This is a genomic window from Streptomyces sp. NPDC005303, assembly GCF_040607335.1.
GTDB lineage: Bacteria > Actinomycetota > Actinomycetes > Streptomycetales > Streptomycetaceae > Streptomyces.
Genome location: NZ_JBEXGM010000005.1, coordinates 33185 through 54507, shown reverse-complemented (window position 1 = coordinate 54507; position 21323 = coordinate 33185). Strand labels below are relative to the sequence as shown.

19 protein-coding genes are annotated in these 21323 nt (G+C 71.0%); 12 read left to right on the top strand and 7 right to left on the bottom strand.

Annotated elements, in window-relative coordinates; all coding sequences use genetic code 11:
* Window positions 1-34: 34 nt before the first annotated feature.
* The 5 genes from ABZT93_RS10030 to ABZT93_RS10010 all read left to right on the top strand — a co-directional run bounded on the left by ABZT93_RS10030 (window position 35) and on the right by ABZT93_RS10010 (window position 6477).
* Window positions 35-2074 (top strand): bifunctional aldolase/short-chain dehydrogenase, encoded by a 2040-nt coding sequence (locus ABZT93_RS10030; RefSeq protein WP_356101579.1) that lies wholly within the window; start codon window positions 35-37, stop codon window positions 2072-2074.
* Window positions 2071-3522: an FGGY-family carbohydrate kinase gene (locus tag ABZT93_RS10025; RefSeq protein ID WP_356101576.1), complete on the top strand. Its 1452-nt coding sequence runs from the start codon at window positions 2071-2073 to the stop codon at window positions 3520-3522. Before ABZT93_RS10030 ends, ABZT93_RS10025 begins: the two co-directional genes overlap by 4 nt.
* 71 nt (window positions 3523-3593) lie before the next feature.
* Window positions 3594-4349 carry a (Fe-S)-binding protein gene (locus ABZT93_RS10020; RefSeq protein WP_356101574.1) on the top strand — a complete coding sequence of 252 codons (756 nt, stop codon included), beginning with the start codon at window positions 3594-3596 and terminating at the stop codon, window positions 4347-4349.
* The gene (locus ABZT93_RS10015) at window positions 4346-5824 is read left to right on the top strand and encodes a LutB/LldF family L-lactate oxidation iron-sulfur protein (RefSeq protein WP_356101571.1); all 1479 of its coding nucleotides are present in this window, start codon (window positions 4346-4348) and stop codon (window positions 5822-5824) included. Before ABZT93_RS10020 ends, ABZT93_RS10015 begins: the two co-directional genes overlap by 4 nt.
* Window positions 5821-6477: an LUD domain-containing protein gene (locus ABZT93_RS10010; RefSeq protein WP_356101568.1), complete on the top strand. Its 657-nt coding sequence runs from the start codon at window positions 5821-5823 to the stop codon at window positions 6475-6477. Before ABZT93_RS10015 ends, ABZT93_RS10010 begins: the two co-directional genes overlap by 4 nt.
* Here the strand turns inward: ABZT93_RS10010 and ABZT93_RS10005 are convergent.
* The 3 genes from ABZT93_RS10005 to ABZT93_RS09995 form a co-directional block, all read right to left on the bottom strand.
* The gene (locus tag ABZT93_RS10005; protein ID WP_356101566.1) at window positions 6450-9413 is read right to left on the bottom strand and encodes a family 78 glycoside hydrolase catalytic domain; all 2964 of its coding nucleotides are present in this window, start codon (window positions 9411-9413) and stop codon (window positions 6450-6452) included. The genes ABZT93_RS10010 and ABZT93_RS10005 overlap by 28 nt on opposite strands.
* A 146-nt stretch (window positions 9414-9559) precedes the next feature.
* Window positions 9560-10159, bottom strand: a complete 600-nt coding sequence (locus ABZT93_RS10000) for a hypothetical protein (protein WP_356101564.1) — start codon at window positions 10157-10159, stop codon at window positions 9560-9562.
* A 40-nt stretch (window positions 10160-10199) separates the two neighbouring features.
* The gene (locus ABZT93_RS09995; protein WP_356101561.1) at window positions 10200-10844 is read right to left on the bottom strand and encodes a hypothetical protein; all 645 of its coding nucleotides are present in this window, start codon (window positions 10842-10844) and stop codon (window positions 10200-10202) included.
* A 141-nt stretch (window positions 10845-10985) separates the two neighbouring features.
* Here ABZT93_RS09995 and ABZT93_RS09990 point away from each other — a divergent pair, with 141 nt between their 5' ends.
* The 5 genes from ABZT93_RS09990 (at window position 10986) to ABZT93_RS09970 (ending at window position 16016) form a co-directional block, all read left to right on the top strand.
* On the top strand, window positions 10986-11771 hold the full coding sequence (locus tag ABZT93_RS09990) for an ABC transporter ATP-binding protein (protein WP_356101558.1): 786 nt from the start codon (window positions 10986-10988) through the stop codon (window positions 11769-11771).
* Window positions 11772-11774: 3 nt separating this feature from the next.
* Entirely contained in the window at window positions 11775-13085 is a 1311-nt protein-coding gene (locus ABZT93_RS09985) for an FtsX-like permease family protein (protein ID WP_356101555.1), read from the top strand.
* A 131-nt stretch (window positions 13086-13216) separates the two neighbouring features.
* Window positions 13217-14074 (top strand): MoxR family ATPase, encoded by an 858-nt coding sequence (locus ABZT93_RS09980; RefSeq protein ID WP_031046081.1) that lies wholly within the window; start codon window positions 13217-13219, stop codon window positions 14072-14074.
* Window positions 14071-15417, top strand: a complete 1347-nt coding sequence (locus ABZT93_RS09975) for a VWA domain-containing protein (protein ID WP_356101552.1) — start codon at window positions 14071-14073, stop codon at window positions 15415-15417. The genes ABZT93_RS09980 and ABZT93_RS09975 overlap by 4 nt, the downstream gene beginning before the upstream one ends.
* Before the next feature lie 56 nt (window positions 15418-15473).
* The gene (locus ABZT93_RS09970; protein ID WP_356101549.1) at window positions 15474-16016 is read left to right on the top strand and encodes a HEAT repeat domain-containing protein; all 543 of its coding nucleotides are present in this window, start codon (window positions 15474-15476) and stop codon (window positions 16014-16016) included.
* Window position 16017: 1 nt separating this feature from the next.
* Here the strand turns inward: ABZT93_RS09970 and ABZT93_RS09965 are convergent, their stop codons facing one another.
* A complete protein-coding gene (locus ABZT93_RS09965; protein WP_356101546.1) occupies window positions 16018-16719 on the bottom strand; it encodes an SDR family oxidoreductase in 702 nt (233 codons plus the stop codon).
* Between the two features lie 122 nt (window positions 16720-16841).
* Here ABZT93_RS09965 and ABZT93_RS09960 point away from each other — a divergent pair, with 122 nt between their 5' ends.
* Window positions 16842-17816, top strand: coding sequence for an NAD(P)-dependent alcohol dehydrogenase (locus tag ABZT93_RS09960; RefSeq protein WP_356101543.1), 975 nt, complete (start codon window positions 16842-16844; stop codon window positions 17814-17816).
* Between the two features lie 47 nt (window positions 17817-17863).
* On the opposite strand, the gene ABZT93_RS09955 is transcribed toward ABZT93_RS09960, so the two are convergent.
* From ABZT93_RS09955 to ABZT93_RS09945, 3 genes are all read right to left on the bottom strand, one after another.
* Window positions 17864-18223 carry a cupin domain-containing protein gene (locus ABZT93_RS09955; RefSeq protein ID WP_037714366.1) on the bottom strand — a complete coding sequence of 120 codons (360 nt, stop codon included), beginning with the start codon at window positions 18221-18223 and terminating at the stop codon, window positions 17864-17866.
* Window positions 18224-18371: 148 nt separating this feature from the next.
* The gene (locus ABZT93_RS09950) at window positions 18372-19355 is read right to left on the bottom strand and encodes a threo-3-hydroxy-L-aspartate ammonia-lyase (protein ID WP_356101540.1); all 984 of its coding nucleotides are present in this window, start codon (window positions 19353-19355) and stop codon (window positions 18372-18374) included.
* On the bottom strand, window positions 19352-20005 hold the full coding sequence (locus ABZT93_RS09945) for a PAS domain-containing protein (RefSeq protein WP_356102203.1): 654 nt from the start codon (window positions 20003-20005) through the stop codon (window positions 19352-19354). The genes ABZT93_RS09950 and ABZT93_RS09945 overlap by 4 nt, the downstream gene beginning before the upstream one ends.
* Before the next feature lie 134 nt (window positions 20006-20139).
* Here ABZT93_RS09945 and ABZT93_RS09940 point away from each other — a divergent pair, with 134 nt between their 5' ends.
* Complete coding sequence (locus ABZT93_RS09940; RefSeq protein ID WP_356101537.1) at window positions 20140-21306, top strand: MFS transporter; 1167 nt, start codon at window positions 20140-20142, stop codon at window positions 21304-21306.
* The last annotated feature ends 17 nt before the right edge of the window (window positions 21307-21323 follow it).

Genomic DNA, 21323 nt, shown 5'->3' with positions numbered 1-21323 from the left:
ATCCCACCCTCTTCTCAGTAAGGACTGGAAGTTCATGGCACTCCACCCCGAAGCCGCCGCCCTCCTCGCCCGGTCACGTCGGCTCGGCTCCGACCCCCGTAACACCAACTACGCCGGGGGCAACGCCTCCGCCAAGGGCACCGACACCGATCCCGTCACCGGGGGTGACGTCGAGCTGATGTGGGTCAAGGGGTCCGGGGGTGACCTCGGGACGCTGACCGAGGCCGGGCTCGCCGTGCTGCGGCTGGACCGGATGCGGGCGCTCGTCGACGTGTACCCGGGTGTCGAGCGCGAGGACGAGATGGTCGCCGCGTTCGACTACTGCCTGCACGGCAAGGGGGGCGCCGCTCCCTCCATCGACACCGCCATGCACGGGCTCGTCGAGGCCGCGCACGTCGATCACCTGCACCCCGACTCCGGGATCGCGCTGGCCTGCGCCGCGGACGGGGAGAAGCTGACCGCCGAGTGCTTCGGCGACACCGTGGCCTGGGTTCCGTGGCGTCGGCCAGGGTTCCAGCTGGGGCTGGACATCGCCGCCATCAAGGCCGCCAACCCTCAGGCGATCGGTGTCGTCCTCGGCGGGCACGGGATCACCGCCTGGGGCGACACGGCCGAGGAGTGCGAGAAGAACTCGCTGCACATCATCCGGACCGCCGAGAAGTTCCTGGAGGAGCGCGGCAAGGCCGAGCCCTTCGGGCCCGTCATCGAGGGGTACGGCGCGCTCGGCGAGGCCGACCGGCGGGAGCGGGCGGCTGCCCTCGCGCCGTACGTCCGCGCGATCGCCTCCGAGGACAAGCCGCAGGTCGGCCACTTCAACGACTCCGCGCCGGTGCTGGAGTTCCTGGCCCGCGCCGAGCACCCCCGGCTCGCCGCGCTCGGCACCTCCTGCCCCGACCACTTCCTGCGGACCAAGGTGCGGCCGCTTGTCCTGGACCTGCCGCCGACGGCTCCCCTGGAGGAGGCGATCGCGCGGCTCGACGAACTGCACGCCGAGTACCGCGAGGAGTACGCCGCCTACTACCAGCGGCACGCGCTGCCCGACTCCCCCGCCATGCGCGGTGCCGACCCGGCCATCGTGCTGATCCCGGGTGTCGGCATGTTCTCCTTCGGCAAGGACAAGCAGACCGCCCGGGTCGCGGGCGAGTTCTACGTCAACGCCATCAATGTGATGCGGGGCGCCGAGGCCGTCTCGTCCTACGCGCCCATCGAGGAGTCCGAGAAGTTCCGTATCGAGTACTGGGCCCTCGAGGAGGCCAAGCTCCAGCGGATGCCGAAGCCCAAGCCGCTCGCGACGCGGGTCGCACTCGTGACGGGTGCCGGCAGCGGCATCGGGAAGGCCATCGCGCAGCGCCTGGTCGCCGAGGGCGCGTGTGTCGTCGTCGCCGACCTCAACGCCGAGAACGCCGCCGCGGTCGCGGAAGAACTGGGCGGGTCGGACAAGGCCGTCGCCGTGACCGTGGACGTCACCGACGAGCAGCAGATCGCAGCTGCCTTCAAGGCGGCGCTGCTCGCCTTCGGAGGCGTGGACCTCGTCGTCAACAATGCCGGCATCTCCATCTCGAAGCCGCTCCTGGAGACCTCCGCCAAGGACTGGGACCTCCAGCACGACATCATGGCGCGCGGCTCCTTCCTGGTGTCGCGGGAGGCGGCGCGGGTGATGATCGCGCAGAAGCTGGGCGGCGACGTCGTCTACATCGCCTCCAAGAACGCCGTGTTCGCGGGGCCCAACAACATCGCCTACTCCGCCACCAAGGCCGACCAGGCCCACCAGGTGCGCTTGCTGGCCGCCGAGCTGGGCGAGCACGGCATCCGCGTCAACGGCGTCAACCCGGACGGCGTGGTGCGCGGGTCCGGCATCTTCGCCGGCGGCTGGGGTGCCAAGCGGGCGGCCGTGTACGGCGTGGAGGAGGAGAAGCTGGGCGAGTTCTACGCCCAGCGGACCATCCTCAAGCGCGAGGTGCTCCCCGAGCACGTGGCCAACGCGGTGTTCGCGCTGACCGGCGGGGAGCTGACGCACACCACCGGGCTGCACGTCCCGGTCGACGCCGGCGTCGCGGCCGCCTTCCTGCGATGAGCGCGTCCGTGAAGTCGTACGCCGCGGTCGACCTCGGCGCGTCCAGCGGACGTGTCATGGTCGGCCGCGTCGGCCCCGACAGCATGGAGCTGTCCGAGGCACACCGGTTCGTGAACCGGCCGGTCCGCGTCCCGGAGGGCCTGCGCTGGGACATCCTCTCGCTCTACGGCGGTGTCCTGGACGGGCTCAAGGCGGCCGGTGCCCACTGCGGTGGAGGACTCGACTCCGTCGGCATCGACAGCTGGGCCGTGGACTACGGGCTGCTGGACGCCGACGGGGCGCTGCTCGGCAACCCGGTGCACTACCGGGACTCCCGAACCGAGGGGGTCGCGCAGAAGGTGTGGGCGACCGTGCCCGCGCCGGAGCTCTACGCGGCGACCGGGCTCCAGTACGCGCCCTTCAACACGCTGTACCAGCTCGTTGCCGATCAACTCACTGGCGCGCGACGGCTGTTGCTCATCCCCGACCTGCTCACCTACTGGCTGACCGGCGAGCAGGGCACCGAGCTGACCAACGCCTCGACCACCCAGCTGATCGATCCCCGGACGCGTGGATGGTCGTACGGCATCGCGGAGCGGCTGGGCATCGACCTGGGGTTGTTCGCGCCGCTGCGGCAGCCCGGTGACCCGGCCGGTCTGCTGCGGCCCGAGGTGCTGGAGGAGACCGGTCTGCGGGGGCCCGTGCCCGTGACGGCCGTCGGATCGCACGACACCGCCTCCGCGGTGGCCGCCGTACCCGCCTCCGGTGAGCGGTTCGCCTACATCTGCACCGGCACCTGGTCCCTCGCCGGCCTTGAGCTGGACGCGCCGGTGTTGACGGAGGAGAGCCGGGCCGCCAACTTCACCAACGAGCTGGGGCTCGACGGCACGGTCCGGTATCTGCGGAACATCATGGGGCTGTGGCTGCTCCAGGAGTGCGTACGGGCCTGGGGCGACCCGGACCTGGGCGAACTGCTGCTGGACGCGGCCAAGGTGCCGGCGCTGCGGTCGGTCGTGGACGCCGGGGACGCGATGTTCCTCGCGCCGGGCCGGATGCCGGAGCGGATCGCCGAGGCGTGCCGTGCCTCGGGGCAGCCGGTGCCCGTCTCCCCCGCCGAGGTCACCCGCTGCATCCTCGACTCGCTGGCCCTCGCCCACCGCAAGGCCGTCGAGGATGCACAGCGGCTGGCCGACCATCCCGTCGATGTCGTGTACGTCGTGGGGGGCGGGACGCGCAACGCCCTGCTGTGCCAGCTGACGGCCGACGCCTGCGGGTTGCCGGTGGTGGCGGGGCCGACGGAGGCGGCGGCGCTCGGCAACGTCCTGGTCCAGGCGCGGGCCCACGGGCTCGTGGGTGACCTCGCGGGTGGGCGCGAGCTGCTCACCCGTACGCAGCCGCTCACGCGGTACGAGCCGCAGGGCGACACCGCGCGCTGGCGCGAGGCACAGTCCCGGCTCGCCCGGGCCTGACCGGGGTCTCCCCCGGGCCTCGCCCTCGGACTACGCTTCACCCATCCGATGATCGACCACAAGGAGCCGCGATGCGTGTCGCCCTGTTCCTGACCTGTGTCAACGACACGCTCTATCCGGACACCGGGCGCGCTGTGGTGAAACTGCTGACCAGGCTGGGCGTCGACGTCGACTTCCCGATGTCGCAGACCTGCTGCGGGCAGGCGCACTACAACACCGGCTACCGGCATGAGGCGGAACCACTGGCCCGGCATTTCTCCGATGTCTTCCGGGATTACGAGGCGATCGTGACGCCGTCCGGATCGTGCGGGGCGATGGTGCGGGAGCTGTATCCGCGGATGGGTGAGCGGGCCCGGGCCGAGGGACGCGGGGAGAGCCTCGCGGCCACGCTGGCGCCCGTGGTGCCCAAGACGTACGAGCTCACGGAGTTCCTGGTGGACGTGCTGGGGGTGACGGACGTCGGGGCGTACTACCCGCACACGGTGACCTATCACCCGACCTGTCACGGACTGCGGGGTCTGGGGCTCGGTGACCGGCCCCGGCGGCTGCTCCAGGCGGTCAAGGGCCTTGAGCTGAGGGAGCTTCCGGGCGCCGACGAGTGCTGCGGCTTCGGCGGCACCTTCGCGCTGAAGAACTCCGATGTCTCGGCGGCGATGGGTACGGACAAGGTCCGCAACGCCGAGTCCACGGGCTCCGAGGTGCTGTGCGCGGCCGACAACTCCTGTCTGATGCACATCGGCGGCACGATGGGCCGGCTGGAGTCGGGTATGCGGCCGGTGCACATCGCGGAGATCCTGGCGAGCACGGAAGAGGAGCCGGCCGTATGAGCGGGACCTATCTGGGGATGCCGGCCTTCCCCGAGGCCGCGCACGAGGCCGTCAACAACAAGACGCTGCGCGGCAATCTGCGCCACGCCACGCACACCATCCGCGCCAAGCGGGAGAAGGCCGTCGCCGAGGTCTCCGACTGGGCGGAGCTGCGCGAGGCGGGCAAGCAGATCAAGGACCACACGCTGCGTCATCTCGACCGCTACCTCGTGCAGTTGGAGGAGTCGGTGGTGGCGGCGGGCGGCACCGTCCACTGGGCCGCCGACGCCGACGAGGCCAACGAGATCGTGACCCGGCTCGTCAAGATGACCGGCGAGTCGGAGGTCGTCAAGGTCAAGTCGATGGCCACGCAGGAGATCGGGCTCAACGAGGCGCTGGAGGCCGAGGGCATCCGGGCCTACGAGACCGATCTCGCCGAGCTGATCGTGCAGTTGGGCAAGGACCGCCCCTCGCACATCCTCGTCCCGGCCATCCACCGCAACCGGGGCGAGATCCGGGACATCTTCGAGCGCGAGATGAGCGAGTGGGGCCGCCCGGCCCCCGAGGGCCTCACCGACACGCCCGCCGAACTGGCGGAGGCGGCACGGCTGCACCTGCGGGAGAAGTTCCTGCGCGCCAAGGTCGGCGTCTCCGGCGCCAACTTCATGGTCGCCGACACCGGCACCCTGGTGGTCGTGGAGTCCGAGGGCAACGGACGGATGTGTCTGACCCTGCCCGAGACGCTGATCTCGGTCGTCGGCATCGAGAAGATCGTGCCGACCTGGCAGGACCTGGAGGTCTTCCTCCAGACGCTCCCGCGCTCCTCGACCGCCGAGCGCATGAACCCGTACACCTCCACGTGGACCGGCACCACCGACGAGGACGGCCCGCAGAACTTCCATCTGGTGCTGCTCGACAACGGCCGCTCCGACACCCTCGCCGACGAGGTCGGCCGCCAGGCCCTGCGCTGCATCCGCTGCTCGGCCTGTCTCAACGTCTGCCCGGTGTACGAGCGGGCCGGCGGGCACGCCTACGGCTCGGTGTATCCAGGCCCGATCGGTGCGATCCTCAGCCCCCAACTGCGGGGCACGTCAAGCGAGATCGACGCCTCACTGCCCTACGCCTCCTCGCTCTGCGGAGCCTGTTACGAGGTCTGCCCGGTCGCCATCGACATCCCCGAGGTGCTGGTGCATCTGCGCGAGCGGGTCGTTCAGGGCGGGCCGGTGGTCCGCGAGGGCAACAAGGTGGTGCTCAAGCCCGCCAAGGGGCACGCGGCCGAGCGGGCGGCGATGCGGGCGGCCCGCTGGGCGTTCTCCCATCCCGGAGTCCTGCGCTCCGGCCAGCGGGCGGCCTCGCGGACCCGGCGTCTGCATCCGCGCACCTTGCCGGGTCCCGGCAAGGCGTGGAGCGGCACCCGGGAGCTGCCCGCCGTGCCGGCGGAACCCTTCCGCGACTGGTGGCAGCGCACCAACGGTGGCAAGGAGGACGGCAAGTGAGCAGCAGGGAGCGGATCCTGGGCCGGGTGCGGCGCGCGTTGGCCGATACGCCGGCGGACGACACCCCGATCGAGCGCGCGTACCTGCGGGAACACGGCGACCGCGGTGTCGAGCAGACGGTCGAGCTGCTGGCCGAGAACCTCGCCGACTACCGGGCGATCGTGCACCGCTGCACCTCGGCCGACCTGCCGGCGACGCTCGCCGGAATGCTGGCGGCCCGGGGTGCGAAGACCGTTCTCGTGCCCCCGGGCCTCGAACCTGCGTGGCTCGCGGACGCCGACACCGAGCAGGTCCCGGACCGGGCCGAGAGCACGCCGCACGAACTGGACCGGATCGACAGCGTGGTCACGGCGTGCGCGGTGGCCGTCGCCGAGACCGGCACCATCGTGCTGGACGGCGGCCCCGACCAGGGCCGCCGCCGCATCACCCTGGTCCCGGACCACCACATCTGTGTCGTCCGTGTTCCGGACCAGGTCGTCTCGTCGGTACCGCAGGCCCTCGAACGCCTCGACCCGGTACGCCCGTTGACGTGGATCTCCGGTCCTTCGGCGACCAGTGACATCGAGCTGGACCGGGTCGAGGGGGTGCACGGTCCGCGCACCCTGGAGGTAGTGCTGGTGGACTCTCAGGCGAGGGAGGACGTCAACTCGTAGCGTCCGGAGGGGAGTTCGTACGAGGCGACACCGTCCTCGAAGCTCAGGTAGGTCACTCCGCTCACTTGTGACAGGGGTGTGCCGCCCTCGCGCACCGAGTCCGGGTCGGAAGTGGGGACACGCAGGGTCGCGGTGCTGTTGGCGGGGACCGCGACCCGGTGCGTGAACTCGCTCTCCCGTACCGTCCAGGCGCTGACGATCTCACCGTACGGCGACCGGTGCGAGCCGGTGACCCGGGTGATCCTGCCGGTCGGGTCCAGGTGGGGCCGTAGGAAGAAGTGCCTGAACCCCGGGTGGGCCGGGTCCTTGGCGATGCCGGCCATGCTCTCGTACATCCACTCCATGATCGCGCCGTAGGCGTAGTGGTTGAACGAGTTCATCTCGACCGGCCCGAAGCCGTCCTCCTTCGAGTACGAGTTCCAGCGCTCCCAGACCGTCGTCGCGCCGTTCCTCACCGAGTACAGCCAGGACGGCATCGCGTCCTGGTGCAGCACCTTGTAGGCCAGCTCCACCTGGCCCTCCTCGGTGAGGACGGGCGCCAGGACGTTCACTCCGAGGAAGCCGACGGAGAGGGTGTTCTCGGCGTATCCGACACGGGTGCTGTCGGGGTGGGCGGCCTTGTACTCGGCGGAGTTGCCGATGTTCTGGACGAGAAGCTCGACGATCGCGCGCCGCTGGGCCTCGGTGTCGTACAGGCCGAGCTTGAGGACCCAGAGCAGGGCGGTCTGGCTGTCGTCCTCGGTGCGGGTGGGGCTTCCTCCCGGGGTCCAGGGCGGTGGGGAGCCGAGGCTGGAACGCACGGTGAGGCGGCCGTCCTCGGTGCTCAGGTACTTGGTGACGAACGCCCGCTTGATGTGGGAGAACAGCTCCTCGTAGGCGTGGGACTCGGCGCTGCGGCCGGTGGCGCGGGCCATGTCCGCCATGAGCCGGGCGCTGTAGGCGTAGTAGGCGTCGCTGACGAGCTGGGTGCTGGTGACCTGGAAGGCCAGCCAGTCGCCGAAGATCGCGCCCTGTCCGGCGTAGGTGTCCGCGGTACGGGCGTGGATCCAGTCCATGTAGGCCGTCATCGCGTCCCAGCTGCGGTCGACGATGGTGGGGTCACCGCTCATCTGCCACACGGTCCAGGGCACGACGACCCCGCAGTCCGCCCAACCGCTCGCTGGCTCCGGCTCGTTGTAGCGGGCGCCGGGCGCGATCCAGGTGAACTGGGCGCCGTCCGCGCCGTAGGTGCGCTGGGAGTCGATCAGGATGTCCTGGAAGTGGCTCAGGAAGGCGACCGCGTCGGTGTTGTAGAGGCCGGTCTGGGAGAAGAGCTGGGTGTCGCCGGTCCAGCCGCAGCGCTCGTCGCGTTGCGGGCAGTCGGTGGGTACCCAGAGGTAGTTGCCGCGCTGGCCCCAGCGGACGTTGTTGATCAGCTGGTTGATGTCGGGGGCGTCCGTCTCGACGGTGCCGATGTCGTGGAGGGCGGAGGTGGCGACCCTGCCGGTCAGTTCGGTGAGGGTGACGGTGGCGGTCGTGGTGACGGCGAGGTAGCGGAAACCGTAGAAGGTCAGGGAGTCCTGGTGGGTCTCGCCCTTCGGGTCGCCCTTGAGGATGTACGTGCTGGTGGCCTTGGCGGTGCGGAGGTTGGCCCGGTAGACGGAGCCCTCGGGGCCGTCTGCGCCCGCGCTGGTGTCGTTGAGCATCTCGCCCGGTTCGAAGGTGACTTCGGCTCCGGCGGGACCGCGGAGGGTGTAGCGGGGGACGCCGACCAGGTTTTGTCCGAGGTCGATCACGGCGGTGTCGCCCGGGTGCAGGGTGAGGTGGGTGGTTGCGGCCCGGGTGGGATCGGTGATCGTGCGGGCGGGGTCGGGAACGAAATCGCCGCCGGTGTGGACGGTGATCGACTGTGGCCCGTGGTCCCATGCGGGCATCAGCCGGGCCGACTCGCCCGGGTAGGCGACCAGCCGGGAGGCGGGGAACCGGGTCGTGAAGTCGTGTTCCTCGGTTCCGGACCAGGCGGAGGTGTCGAAGTCGTTGTCGGTCCAGCCGGGCAGTTCGCGGCGGGCGTCGTAGGTCTGGCCGTCGTAGATGTCGTCCGCGCGGTAGGGGCCGGTGTCCGTGGCCCTCCAGTCGCCGCCGGGTGTGGTCACGACGGACTGGGTCGAGCCGTCCTCGTAGCGGATCAGGAGCTTGGCCTTGAGGGCGAGGCGGTTGCCGGCCTCGGAGTAGTAGACGCTGTGGTCGGAGACACGGCCGTTGTACCAGCCGTTGCCCAGGACGGCGGCGAGGGTGACCTGCGGCTGCTCGGCCAGCAGGCCCGTCACGTCGTAGGTGAAGTAGCTGACGGTGGTGTCGTAGTTGGTCCAGCCCGGGGTGAGGAGTTCGTACGTGGTGCCGCCGTCCTGGGGCACGCCGACCCGGCGGCCGTTGACGTAGGCGTCGTACACGCCGAGCGCGGAGATGTGGAGCCGCGCCTCTCGCACACGGCCGCCCTTCAGCGCCATCTGCCTTCTCAGGAGCGGTGAGCCCGGGGTGTTCGGCGCCTTGCCCGCCATGCTGATCCACTTCGCGCCGTCCCAGCCGGTCACGCCGTCGGTGCTGAGCAGGCCGGTCTCGAACCGGGCCGCCGGGGCCTCAGGGAGCCTGCGGCCGTGCTCGTCCCACACCTGGACCGTCCAGTGGTAGCGGGTCGAGGCGCGCAGGTCGGGCCCCGCGTAGCGCACGGCCACCGAGTCCGGTGCGTCTCTCCGGCCGCTGTCCCAGACGTCCGCGCGGCCCTCGGCCAGGCGGTCGGGGCTGGACGCGACCAGGACGCGGTACGCCGTCTGCCGCCGACCGCGGACCGGGGACGCGGTGCGCCAGCCGAATCGCGGGCGGGGCGCGTCCACGCCGAGCGGATCGGTGCGGTGCTCCACCGTGAGGCCCTCGATGGTGCAGTGGACTCCGTCGGTCATGCCGTGGTCCCTTCGGCGACTCGGCGTTGTATCGATTCAGTCATGTTCGGCGGTTGAAGCTACTGGCGAATACGGCGAGTGTCCACTGTTCGCGTCGTGCGTTGAACCGTTCAAAAATCTGACGGCCCTTCTTCGCCGCGGTCAGGTCAGCTGTAGACAATCGGGCAGCCGCGTCGCAGACAGTGCTGGGCGGCGCGCAGGTACAGGGCCACGTAGAACACGGCGTCGAGGTCCTCGGCCCACGGTCCCGGTCGTGCGGCCGCGACGTCCTTCACCGGCCCCTCCAGGAACCACATGGTGAGGTCGAGGTTGTCGCAGGCCTCGGGTATCTCGTCCACCGGCAGGCCGACGGCCCCCGCGAGCCGTTCGGTGAGGGCGAGGACCCGCGGGGCGCCGGCGACCATCGTCGTCTCGGCGTAGGAGTTCTCGACCGGGAGCCAGATCTCGTCCTCGAGCGCGAACGGCACCAGGAGCGACCAGCCGCAGAGCACCTCGTACTCCTCCGGCGACAGATGCGCGCTGCACAGCGCCGCGAACCCGTCCATGGGAGGCACCAGCTTCTCCTCGAACGAGAGCCCCGCCCCGCGCACCACCCGCTCCGGCTCCTCCGGCACGGACTCGTACGGTGGCAGGCCCCGCCGGCGCAACTCCTCGCCGAGCGCCGCGGCGAGGGCACCCCTGCCGCCCTCGTCCTCGTCCTCGTCGAACCACTCCCGAGCGCCCACGCTCACCAGATAGATCCCCATGCGCCGAAAGTACAGCGCCCCACTGACAACGCCCCCGCCGTCAGGGACCGGTCAGCAGGAGCGTGGGCAGGGTGTCCTCCAGGATCCGCTCGCGGGGCAGGGTGAGGCCGAAGTGCTGCTGGAGCACCTCCAGGCAGGCCCGGTGCACGGCACGGTGTTCCAGGTCCTCGTCGGGCAGTCCGGCGGCCGTGAGCCCCTCCTGGACGGCGGCGACCACGTCGGGGGCGCCCTCGGGGCTGCCGTACCCCCAGCTCCCGTCCAGGTGCAGGTTGAACGCGCACATCAGGTTCTCGTCGTGGCGGTAGGCAAAGTTCGGGGGCACCGGTTTGCCGTTCTCCTCCATGTACTCCAGGTGGTAGACGTGCAGGCCCCCGCGGTCGACCGGCCGGCTGCCGGTGCCGAACTCGCCCTGCCAGCCGCCGTACTTGATGACGTACGACCACTCGTCGAGCTCGCCGTGGCGCAGGGCGATGCCGTCCAGGACCTCTCCGTACAGGCCTTCCAGCAGGTCCTGCACCTGGCGGCCGGTGAGTTCCCCGATGGAGCGGGGCCGGTAGGGCCGGTGAGCGGTCTCGGCGATGCGTCGCGCCAGCGATTCCGACTCGAGGTCGGGGGCGATCACCACGCTGTAGCCGCCCCAGGCGATGGACTGCGGTTCGGCGAGCCAGGCTATTCCGTCGGTCATGGCGGTCAACCCTGCCGTATCCGCCGGGGGGTGTCACTGAGTACACCCCGGAAGACGGGCTCTGCGCCCCATGTGCCCAGGCCGGTGTCTCCGTAGCTTCTTCAGGGAGGCACACGGCGTGCCGGACGAAGGGGGACGACGATGTTTCACACCAGTGCACGACGCACACGCGACGCGGGACCCGCCGCCGAGGCTCTGCGGTTGGTGAAGGTCAGCAGGACCTACGGCACGGAGGACAGTGCCGTGACCGCTCTGGACGGGGTCACACTGAGCCTCGCCCGGGGCACCTTCACCGCGGTGATGGGACCGTCGGGGTCCGGCAAGTCCACGCTGCTGCAGTGCGCCGCCGGTCTCGACCGGCCGGACAGCGGGATCGTGCGGGTCGACGGCATGGAGCTGACGGGTGGCGGCGAGGCGGAGCTGACCCGGTTCCGGCGCGGGCGGGTGGGGTTCGTGTTCCAGCAGTACAACCTGCTGGAGACCCTGACGGTCGCGCAGAACACCGTCCTGCCGCTGAAGCTCGCCGGGCGGAAGGTCGACCGGAGGCGGGTCACGGAGGTCCTGACGGCCGTCGGTCTCGGTGACCGGCTCGGCCACCGGCCCGACCAGCTCTCCGGTGGTCAGCGACAGCGCGTGGCGATCGCCCGCGCGCTGGTCGCGGACCCCCGGGTGATCTTCGCGGACGAGCCGACGGGCGCTCTGGACACCCGGAGCGCACGCGACGTGCTGCGGCTGCTCCAGGAGGCGGTGCGGGTGCACGGCAGGACCGTGGTGATGGTGACCCACGACCCGGTCGCCGCCTCCTACGCCGACTCCGTGCTGTTCCTCGCGGACGGCCGGCTCGCGGGCCGGCTGGACGCCCCGACGCCGGACGCGGTGGCCGAGCGCCTCGCGCACCTGGGCGACGACGTGACGGCGGGGGTGTGAGCGATGTTCATGCTGGCGATGCGGTCGATACGGCAACGGCCCGGACGGTTTCTCGCGACCCTGCTGGCCGCCTTCCTGGGCGCGGGGATCATCATGACGTTCAACTCGCTGTACGACACGGCGGGCCGGCCGGGTGTCGACCAGGTGAGCTCGGACACCCTGACCATGTCCGCGAGTGTCGTCGGCGGCTACGGCACCCTCCTGGTGTTCTTCGCCGTGGCCTCGACCCTGACGGTCAACATCCGCCAGCGGGCGGGTGAGCTGGAGCTGCTGCGCTGTTCGGGGGCGACGCCGGGGCAGATCAGGCGGATGGTCGTGGGCGAGTCCGTGGCGGTCGCGCTGATCGGTGCCGTGCTGGCCATCGGTCCGGCGATGCTCGGCGGGCGGGCGCTCCTGGACGTCTTCCAGGACAGCGGGCAGGTCGCGAAGGACGTCGAGCCCTCCTTCGGTCTCGTGGCGCTGATGTCGGGCGTCGACATCACGCTGGTCGCGGCGGCGGGCGCCGCCTTCCTCGCCGTACGACGGGCCACGCGCGGGAGTCGGCGGCGGGGCCGGGCGCGCACGGTCCTCGCGTACGCGGCGCTCGGCACCGGGGCCGTCTCGGTGACCTCCACCTTCGCCTTCTCGGCGACGGACGAGGCGCTCATGGCGACGCCGGCGTACGGGGCGATCCTGTTGTCCGTGGGGTGCGCGCTGCTCGCGCCGCGGCTGCTGGGGGGTGTGCTGGACCGGTTGCCGCTGACCGGGGCGAGCGGCTGGCTGGCCGTGCGGAACCTGCGTCGGCGGGTGGACCACCTCTCCGGGATCCTGATGTCGCTGATCCTGTTCACGGCGGTGTCCGTCGCCACGCTGTACATGCAGGGTGTGGAGAGCGACGCCGTGAAGGCCTCGGGCGCGGTGAAGACGGTCGACGCGAAGAACCTTCAGACGCTGAACCTCACGGTCGTCGGGATCATCGTGGTGTTCGTGTGCGTGATGCTGGTCAACTCGCTGTACGCGGCGACGACTTTCCGCGGCCGGGAGTTCGGGCAGCAGCGGCTGGCCGGGGCGAGCCCGGGGCAGGTGCTGGGCACGGTGGGCACGGAGGGGCTGATCCTCACGGCGGTCGGGCTGTTCTTCGGCACGGTGGCGGCGCTGGCCGGGATCATCCCGTTCACCGTCGTCCGCACCGACTCGGTGCTGCCGCACCAGGGCCTCGGCATCTGGCTGGCGGTGGTGGCGATCGCGGCGGCCGCGACGATCGGGACGAGCCTGGCCACGGCCCGCCGGGTGCTGCGTACTCCGGCGGTGGAGGCGGTGGGACTGGCAGCGTGAGCTCCGGCAGACTGCGGGCGTCACCTCGGTGGCGCCCGTCGCCGTGCCCGCTCCCACCACGTGACAGAACCGGTGAACAAGCGCTTAGATAGTTGGCGGAACGAGTTCGCGCCGCCCGGGAGGCCCCGTTGCTGTTCACATCCGTCGACGACGTCTCCGCACGCCTCGCCGAGACCGGCTACCTCGCCTCGCCCGCGGTCGCCACGACCGTCTTCCTCGCCGACCGGCTCGGCAAGCCGCTCCTGGTCGAGGGCCCCGCAGGCGTCGGCAAGACGGAGCTGGCCAAGGCGGTTGCCGAGGTCGCCGACGCTCGGCTGGTCCGGCTCCAGTGCTACGAGGGCGTGGACGAGTCCCGGGCGCTGTACGAGTGGAACCACGCCAAGCAGCTGCTGCGGATCAGCGCAGGGCGGGACGAGACCTGGGACGAGGCGCGCACGGACATCTTCAGCGAGGAGTTCCTGCTCTCCCGGCCCCTGCTCACGGCGATCCGCGGCGATGAGCCGAAGGTTCTGCTGATCGACGAGACCGACAAGGCGGACGTCGAGGTCGAGGGGCTGCTTCTGGAGGTGCTCAGCGACTTCCAGGTCACGGTCCCCGAGCTGGGCACGATCACCGCGTCCCGCCGCCCCTTCGTCGTCCTCACCTCCAACGCCAGCCGCGAGCTGTCGGAGGCCCTGCGCCGCCGCTGCCTGTTCCTGCACATCGGGTTCCCGGAGGAGGAGCTGGAGCGGCGGATCGTACGGCTGAAGGTGCCGGGGCTCGACGAGACGCTGGCGAAGTCCGTGGTCCGGGTCGTGGGGGCGCTCAGGGCCATGGACCTGCGCAAGGTGCCCTCGGTCGCGGAGACCATCGACTGGGCCCGCACGCTGCTCGCGCTCGGCGCGGACCACCTCGACGAGACGGTCGTACGGGACAGCCTGGGCGTGCTCCTCAAGCACCAGGACGACATCCTCAAGGCCGGGGCCAAGCTCGACCTGGACGCGGTGTGAGCACCGCCGAGCGGCTCACCTCCCTGGTCGGCGCCCTGCGCGCACACGGTGTGCGGATCGGGACGGGCGAGACCGTGGACGCGGCGCAGGCGGTCGAGGCGCTCGGGTTCGCCGACCGAGAGCGGCTGCGGGAAGGCCTGGCGGCGACCCTGCTGCACAGCACCGCTCAACGGCGGGTGTTCGACCCGGTCTTCGACCTGTACTTCCCGCGGGGCGTCGGCGGCCCCGACACCGGCCCCGCGGACCGGGAGGCGCTGCGCGACCGACTCGCCGGGGCTCTGGCCGCGAACGACGAGACGCTGATGGCCCGCCTCGCGGCAGAGGCCGTCGACGGGTTCGGCGGATACGGCAACTCCCCTTCCTCGGACGGCTGGTCGTCGTACCAGACGCTGGACCGGCTGCGCCCGCAGACGCTGCTCGCGCGCGTCCGGGACGACGTGCGGGGGCGGCAGGGCATGTCCGGGTTCACCGACCGGCTGCTGGAGGACGAGATCCGGCGGCGCATCGAGGCGTTCCGCGCGCTGGTGGCGGCGGAGGCCCGGCGGCGGGTCGCGGAGCATCGGGACCGGGACGAGATCGCCCGGCGGGCGGTGGCCCCGACGACCGACCGGGTCGACTTCCTGTTCGCCGGGAAGGACCGGCTGGCCGAACTGCGGCGCACGGTCCAGCCGTTGGCCCGCAAGCTCGCCACCCGGCTGGCGGCCCGCCGCCGGCGGGCCGCGCGGGGCAGTATCGATCTACGGCGGACGCTGCGCGGTTCGCTGTCGACGGGCGGGGTGCCGATGAAGCCGGTGCTGCGCAGGCGCCGGCCGGCCCGGCCCGAACTGGTGCTGCTGTGCGATGTGTCGGGATCGGTGTCGGGGTTCTCGGACTTCACGATGCTGCTGGTGCAGGCTCTGCACGACCAGTTCAGCAAGGTGCGGGTGTTCGCCTTCGTCAACCGCATCGACGAGGTCACCCGGCTCCTCGAACACGGGGCGGCCGACGCGGAGGGGCTCGGCGCCCGCATCCGCGCCGAGGCCACGCTCACGGGATGGCACGGCAGCAGCGACTACGGCGTGGCGCTGGGCGAGTTCGCGTCGCTGTACGGGGACGCGCTCAGCCCCCGGACGACGGTGTTCGTCCTCGGTGACGCCCGTACCAACATGAGCGACCCGAACCTGCCCGCCGTCCGGGAGATCACCGAACGGGCCCGCCGCGTCTACTGGTTGAACCCGGAGGCACACGCGCAGTGGGGCACGGGCGACTCGGCCGCCCACGAGTACGCCGAGTTGGTGGAGATGCACGAGTGCCGCAATGTCCGGCAGCTCAGCGCGCTGGTGGGACGGCTGCTGCCGATCTGACCGGGAAAGCCGAAATCCCTTTGCCACGCGGGGCGTTGCCCTTCGACACTGAGGACATGCTCGGATTCGTCCGTACCGACAACGAAGCCCTCGTCTCCTGCCTCGGCGACCCGCAGCGGGCCGTCGCGGCCTACCACGAACTTCTCAGGCGTGACTCGGCCGCGCTGGACGCCGTCCGGGCAGGTCTGCGCGACGAGAATCCGGCCGTCCGCGAGGGCTGCTGCCGCCTTCTCGACCACCTGGTCGACACCGAGTCCATGGACGAGCTCACCACCATGGCCGACGACCCCGACGCCCGCGTCAGGATCGCCGCGTTCCACGCCCTGGCCTGCGACCGGTGCAAGGGAGACACCTGTGCGCCGAGCGCCGAGCAGGTCCTCGGACCCGCGCTGCGGCACCTGGCCGACGATCCCGACCCTCAGGTGCGGATGCGGGCCGCCGAGCTCGTCGGCAAGTTCGTCCACACCGACGACCGCGCGGTCACCGCCCTGGAGACCTGCCGCGCCGGGGACCCCAGCCCGGCCGTCCGGAAGAAGGCGGCATGGTACGCACCCGGCGGAACCATCCACCGGCGGACCGCTCCGCGCACACACAGCTGACTCAGGCGGCCAACTGCGGGTACAGCGCGGCGAGATCGGCCGCGAGTCCGGCCTTCACCTGTCGGCTCAGGTCGTCGGCGAGCACTTCGAAGGCGCCGGACTCGATGCCGTCGAGGGCCTGCGCGGCCACGCTCTCGGGAGTGACCTTCGGGGCGTCGACGTTCGCGGTCATGTCCGTGTCGACGTACCCGACATGCAGGCCGGTGACCTCGATGCCGCGCGGCTTCAGGTCCAGGCGCAGGGAGTTGGTCTGCGACCACAGGGCGGCCTTGGAGGCGCTGTAGGAGCCGGCGACGCCGAGCCAGGAGAGCACCGAGTGGACGTTCAGGATGTGGCCGCCGCCGTTGCGCTCGATGACCGGCACGAAGGCACGGGTGACGAGGAGGGGGCCGTAGAAGTTGGTCTCGAACTCGCGGCGGACATCCTCCACGGGGGCGTCCAGGAAGCTCGCGTTCACGGCCGCGCCGGCGTTGTTGATGAGCAGGGTGACGTCCCGGGCCTGTTCTGCGGCGGCCGCGACGGAGGCGGGGTCGCTCACCTCCAGGGGCAGCGGCACGGCGTCCGGGTGGGTGACGGTCCGCGGGTCGCGGGCGGTGGCGTACACCTTCTTGGCGCCACGCTCGTACAGGGCGGTCACCAGCGCCCGGCCGATGCCGCGGCTGCCGCCGGTGACCAGGGCGACGGAACCTTCGATGGTGGTCATGAGAGACTCCAGAAATGCCGAGATAACGATCGGTTTACCTACGGCCATCACAGTAAACCGATCGGTTTCCGATGGCAAGTCGCGATCCCGTCCCTACGCTCCGAAGCGACGGAGGGGGCCCCATGAAGGCAGTCGTCCAGGACCGGTACGGCTCGGCGGACACACTGGAACTGAGGGAGGTCGAGCAGCCGGTGCCGGCCGCGGACGAGGTGCTCGTGCGCGTGCACGCGGCTTCGGTCAACGCCTACGACTGGCACTTCCTGCACGGCGACCCGAAGATCGCCCGGCTGTCGTTCGGGCTGCGCGCGCCGAAGGTGCGGATCCGGGGCCGGGACTTCGCCGGCCGCGTCGAGGCCGTCGGCGCCGAGGTCAAGAGCCTGCACCCCGGCGACGAGGTGTACGGCGAGGCGGACGGGACGTTCGCCGAGTTCGTGTGCGCCAAGGACGGCGAGACGGATCTCAAGCCCGCCGGCCTCTCCTTCGAGCAGGCGGCCGCGATGCCGCTGGCCGCGAACACCGCGCTCATCGGACTGCGGGACGTGGCCGGACTCCGGGCCGGACAGTCCGTCCTGGTCAACGGCGCGTCGGGAGGCGTGGGGACCTTCGCCGTGCAGATCGCGAAGGCGTACGGCGCCGAGGTGACCGGTGTGTGCGCCGCGCGCAACGTCGAACTCGTCGGGTCGCTCGGGGCGGACCAGGTCGTCGACTACACCCGGGAGGACTTCACCCGCGCCGGACACCGCTACGACGTCGTCCTGGACCTGGTCGGCAATCGCTCACTGGGCGATCTGCGGCGTGCGACAAGTGTCGGCGGAACAGTCGTCCTGTCCGGCGGCGGTGTCTACGAGGGCGGCAGCGTGCTCGGTCCGATGTGGCTCCTGATGGGCGGACGGCTGCTCTCCCCCTTCGTGCGCCAGCGTGTGCTGCACCTTCCGGCCCGGGCGAGCAAGAAGAACCTGGCGGCCCTGCGGGAACTCGCCGAGGCAGGGAAGATCGCCCCGGCCGTCGAGCGTATGTATCCGCTGGGCGAGGCGGCCGAGGCCATCCGTCATCTGGAGGTGGAGCACGCACGCGCGAAGATCGTCGTCACGGTGTGAGCGGTGATGTCACGGTGTGAGCGACGACGGTCCGCCACCGACGTGCCTCACTTGCCTTTCGCGTAGTCCGTCGCCATGCCGCCCGCGAAGTCGTAGACCACGCACTGCTCGTCGCCGACGACCCAGGCGTCGTGCCCGGGTGCCACCACGAAGATGTCCCCGGGGCCCAGTTCGCCCTCGCCGCCCTCGTCCATGGTGATGTGCATACGGCCCTGCACCACATAGCCGTTGTGGTGGACCTCGCAGCTCTTGGTGCCCGCGATGGGTGCCACGGACTCCGACCAGCGCCAGCCCGGTTCGAAGGTCCCCACCGCGAAGTCCAGTCCGCTCATGTGGACCGCCTCGAGGTGGCCACGCGGGAAATCGCGGCGCTCGTCCGGCTTGTCGAGCGTCTTCACCTCAAACATGACGGCTCTCCCTTCCGGCCGTGTTGCGGTACGGCCGGGGTCGGTCTCCGTCTCCCGCCCTGCCTGGGCGGCACCGGCGGGGGCCGAGCCCCATCACTCCATCGTCCGCCTGTCCAGTCGGGCCTGCCATTCGGGTGAAGGCGCCCGGTCAGTCCCCGTCCCCACCCGCGCAGAGCCGCGCGAAGCGGTCCGTGTCGACATTGCCACCGGAGACGATCACCCCGACCCGGTCCGGGAGGCCGCTCACCCGGCCGCTGAGCAGGGCGGCCAGCGGGGTCGCGCCGCTCGGCTCCACGACGATCTTCAGCCGTTCGAAGGCGAACCGCATGGCCGCGCGGATCTCGTCGTCCGAGATCAGCGCGATCTCGTCGACCAGTCGCCGGTTCACCGAAAAGGTCAGCTCGCCGGGCGTGTGCAGGGCCTGTCCGTCCGCGATGGTCTTCGGCACCGGGATGCTGACCCGCCGCCCCGCCTCCAGGGACCGCCTGGTGTCGTCGCCTGCCTCCGGTTCCACGCCGATCATGCGGATGCCCGGGTGCAGACCCTTGGCTGCGGTCGCACTGCCCGCCATCAGCCCGCCCCCTCCGACCGGCGCGAGCAGCGCACCCAACTCGCCTGTCTCCTCCAGTAGTTCGAGGGCCGCCGTGCCCTGTCCCGCCATCACGTGCGGGTGTTCGTACGGTGGGATGAGCACCAGGCCCCGCTCGACGGCCAGGGCCTCGGCGATGGCCTCGCGGTCGCCGGTGTAGCGGTCGTACGTGACGATCTCGGCGCCGTAGCCCTCGGTGGCCGCCCGCTTCGAGCCCGGGGCGTCCTCGGGCATGACGATCACCGCGGTGGTGCCGAGCTCACGCGCGGCCAGGGCCACGGCCTGAGCGTGGTTGCCGGAGGAGTAGGCGGCGATGCCCCGGGCGAGCTGCTCCGGGGTCAGCCGGGAGGCGGCGTTGTAGGCGCCGCGGAACTTGAAGGCGCCGACCCGCTGGAAGTTCTCGCACTTGAGGAAGACCTCCGCGCCGACCAGCGCGTCGAGGGTCCGCGAACGCAGCACCGGTGTGCGGTGGGCGACGCCCTTGAGCCGGGCGGCCGCGTCCCGGACGTCGTCCAGGGTGACCGGCGGGATGGTGGTCGTCACGGGTGCCCTCCAGTGTTCGTCTGCTTTCGGGACTGGGACAGATAGCTGTAGGCGGAGGCTCGGGAGATACCGAGGCGTCCGGCCACCTGCTCGATCGCCCGCCGGACCGCGAAAACTCCCCGCTCGTCCAGGCTGCGGAACAGGTCCAGGCGTCCGGCCCGGTCCAGCAGCGCCCACGACTGGTGCCGGTGCGCGTCGAGCATGACGTCGACGACGGAGTCGATGTCGTCGCCGAAGGTGGTGACGGGCACTTCCTCGGGGGCCGCGCCGATCCCGGCCAGGGCTCCCAACAGGGCGTGGACCTCGCTCGCCGCGGTGACGTCGACGTTGACGCACAACGCTCCGAAGACCGCGCCCGAGGGGTCCCGCAGCAGCATCGTCGACGACTTGACCAGCTTGCCGGTGTCGGTCCGGGTGACGTAGTTCAGCTCGTCGGCCGCCTCGTCGCCACGGGCGACCATCCGCATGCCGATCTGGCTCATCGCCCCGCCCACGGTGCGCCCGGTCACCGAGCCGGCGATGGCCACCACCGACTTCTCCGGCTTCCGGTAGTCGTGCAGCACGACCTCGCACATCGGTCCGAAGGTCGCCGCGATCCCGTCGACCACCGATGTGAGCGCGGCGATGATCGCGTCCCGCTCCGCCTCCATCACGTCCTCCCCTCGATCCACTTCCACTAGACTAGCAATCCAGACTCTGGACCACCAGTCCAATCTCCATACTCCACCCCTGGTTTCGACCTCGGATCTTGACGGCGTTCATGTTACCGGTAACATGACCATTCATGTCCTCGACGCTCGCGCCCGCGCGCACTCCGGTCTTCAGCCCGGCCGCAGTGGTCGCCTCCTGCGTCGGCTTCGTGCTCATCGGCGCGCTCCAGGCGCTGTACGGTCCGGCGATCCCCGCGTTCCGCGAGGAGTTCGGCCTGTCACCCTCCGGGGCCGGACTCGGGTTGAGCGCCCATTTCGTCGGTGGCGTGGCCGGTGTCCTGCTGTTCGCCCGGCTCTTCGGCCGGATCGGCAACCGACGGATCCTGGGCGCCTCGTACCTGCTCATGGCGCTCGGTGCGGTGGGTTTCGCGCTCGCGCCGAACTGGCCGACCGCCCTGACCGCCGCGCTGCTCGCCGGGCTCGGCTTCGGCGGCATCGACTACGGCCTGAACCAACTGTTCGCGGTCGGCTTCGGCCACCGATCCACCGCGATGCTGAACATCCTCAACGCGCACTTCGGCGTGGGCGCGATCCTCGGTCCGGCCCTGATCGGCGTGGTGGGTGCCGGGCACTATCCGGCGGTCTTCCTCGGTTTCGCACTCGCCGACCTGCCGCTGCTGCTGTGCCTGAAGGGGGTACAGGACCGGGCGCCGCAGCCTTCCGGCACGGCTCCCGACTCCCCCGGCGTGCTCGGCCGCAGCCTGGCCTCGGTGCTCTCCGTGTTCGTCGCGCTCTACGTCCTGCACGTGGGCATCGAAGCGGGCGTAGGCGGCTGGGAGCCCACCCATCTGGAGACCGTGGGATACGGCGCCGGGGTGGCCGCGACCGCCACCTCCGTCTACTGGCTGATGATGACGGTGGGCCGCTTCCTGGTCGCGCCGATCGCGCTGCGGTTCTCTGCTCAGGCCATCATCACCGTGTCCTGCGCCGGCATGACGACCTGTCTCATCCTGGCGTCCGTACGGGAGTTGGCGCCCTACGCGTACGCCGGTGTCGGTCTGTTCATCGCGCCGATCTTCCCCACCGGCCTGCCCTGGCTGCACCGGGCCGCCCCCGGCGCCCGACGGGCCGGAGCGCTGGTCATCGCCGCCTCGATGATCGGCGGTGTGGCCGCGGGACCGGCGCTGGGCATGGCCATCGAACGGTCCGGGATCCGGGCCGTCCCGCTTCTGCTGAGCGGGGTGTCGGCACTGTGCCTGGCCGCCACGCTCTGGCTCGTCCGCAGCACCAGAACCCACTGAAATTCCACCGAACTCCC

What these genes read in the sequence shown, in the direction of transcription:
- ABZT93_RS10015 (WP_356101571.1), top strand. Translation starts at nt 4,346, where the DNA reads ATGAGCGGGACCTATCTGGGGATGCCGGCCTTCCCCGAGGCCGCGCAC.
- ABZT93_RS09960 (WP_356101543.1), top strand. Translation starts at nt 16,842, where the DNA reads ATGAAGGCAGTCGTCCAGGACCGGTACGGCTCGGCGGACACACTGGAA.
- ABZT93_RS09970 (WP_356101549.1), top strand. Translation starts at nt 15,474, where the DNA reads ATGCTCGGATTCGTCCGTACCGACAACGAAGCCCTCGTCTCCTGCCTC.
- ABZT93_RS09965 (WP_356101546.1), bottom strand. Translation starts at nt 16,719, where the DNA reads ATGACCACCATCGAAGGTTCCGTCGCCCTGGTCACCGGCGGCAGCCGC.
- ABZT93_RS09985 (WP_356101555.1), top strand. Translation starts at nt 11,775, where the DNA reads ATGTTCATGCTGGCGATGCGGTCGATACGGCAACGGCCCGGACGGTTT.
- ABZT93_RS10000 (WP_356101564.1), bottom strand. Translation starts at nt 10,159, where the DNA reads ATGGGGATCTATCTGGTGAGCGTGGGCGCTCGGGAGTGGTTCGACGAG.
- ABZT93_RS09995 (WP_356101561.1), bottom strand. Translation starts at nt 10,844, where the DNA reads ATGACCGACGGAATAGCCTGGCTCGCCGAACCGCAGTCCATCGCCTGG.
- ABZT93_RS10025 (WP_356101576.1), top strand. Translation starts at nt 2,071, where the DNA reads ATGAGCGCGTCCGTGAAGTCGTACGCCGCGGTCGACCTCGGCGCGTCC.
- ABZT93_RS09990 (WP_356101558.1), top strand. Translation starts at nt 10,986, where the DNA reads ATGTTTCACACCAGTGCACGACGCACACGCGACGCGGGACCCGCCGCC.
- ABZT93_RS10030 (WP_356101579.1), top strand. Translation starts at nt 35, where the DNA reads ATGGCACTCCACCCCGAAGCCGCCGCCCTCCTCGCCCGGTCACGTCGG.
- ABZT93_RS09955 (WP_037714366.1), bottom strand. Translation starts at nt 18,223, where the DNA reads ATGTTTGAGGTGAAGACGCTCGACAAGCCGGACGAGCGCCGCGATTTC.
- ABZT93_RS10005 (WP_356101566.1), bottom strand. Translation starts at nt 9,413, where the DNA reads ATGACCGACGGAGTCCACTGCACCATCGAGGGCCTCACGGTGGAGCAC.
- ABZT93_RS09940 (WP_356101537.1), top strand. Translation starts at nt 20,140, where the DNA reads ATGTCCTCGACGCTCGCGCCCGCGCGCACTCCGGTCTTCAGCCCGGCC.
- ABZT93_RS10020 (WP_356101574.1), top strand. Translation starts at nt 3,594, where the DNA reads ATGCGTGTCGCCCTGTTCCTGACCTGTGTCAACGACACGCTCTATCCG.
- ABZT93_RS09945 (WP_356102203.1), bottom strand. Translation starts at nt 20,005, where the DNA reads ATGGAGGCGGAGCGGGACGCGATCATCGCCGCGCTCACATCGGTGGTC.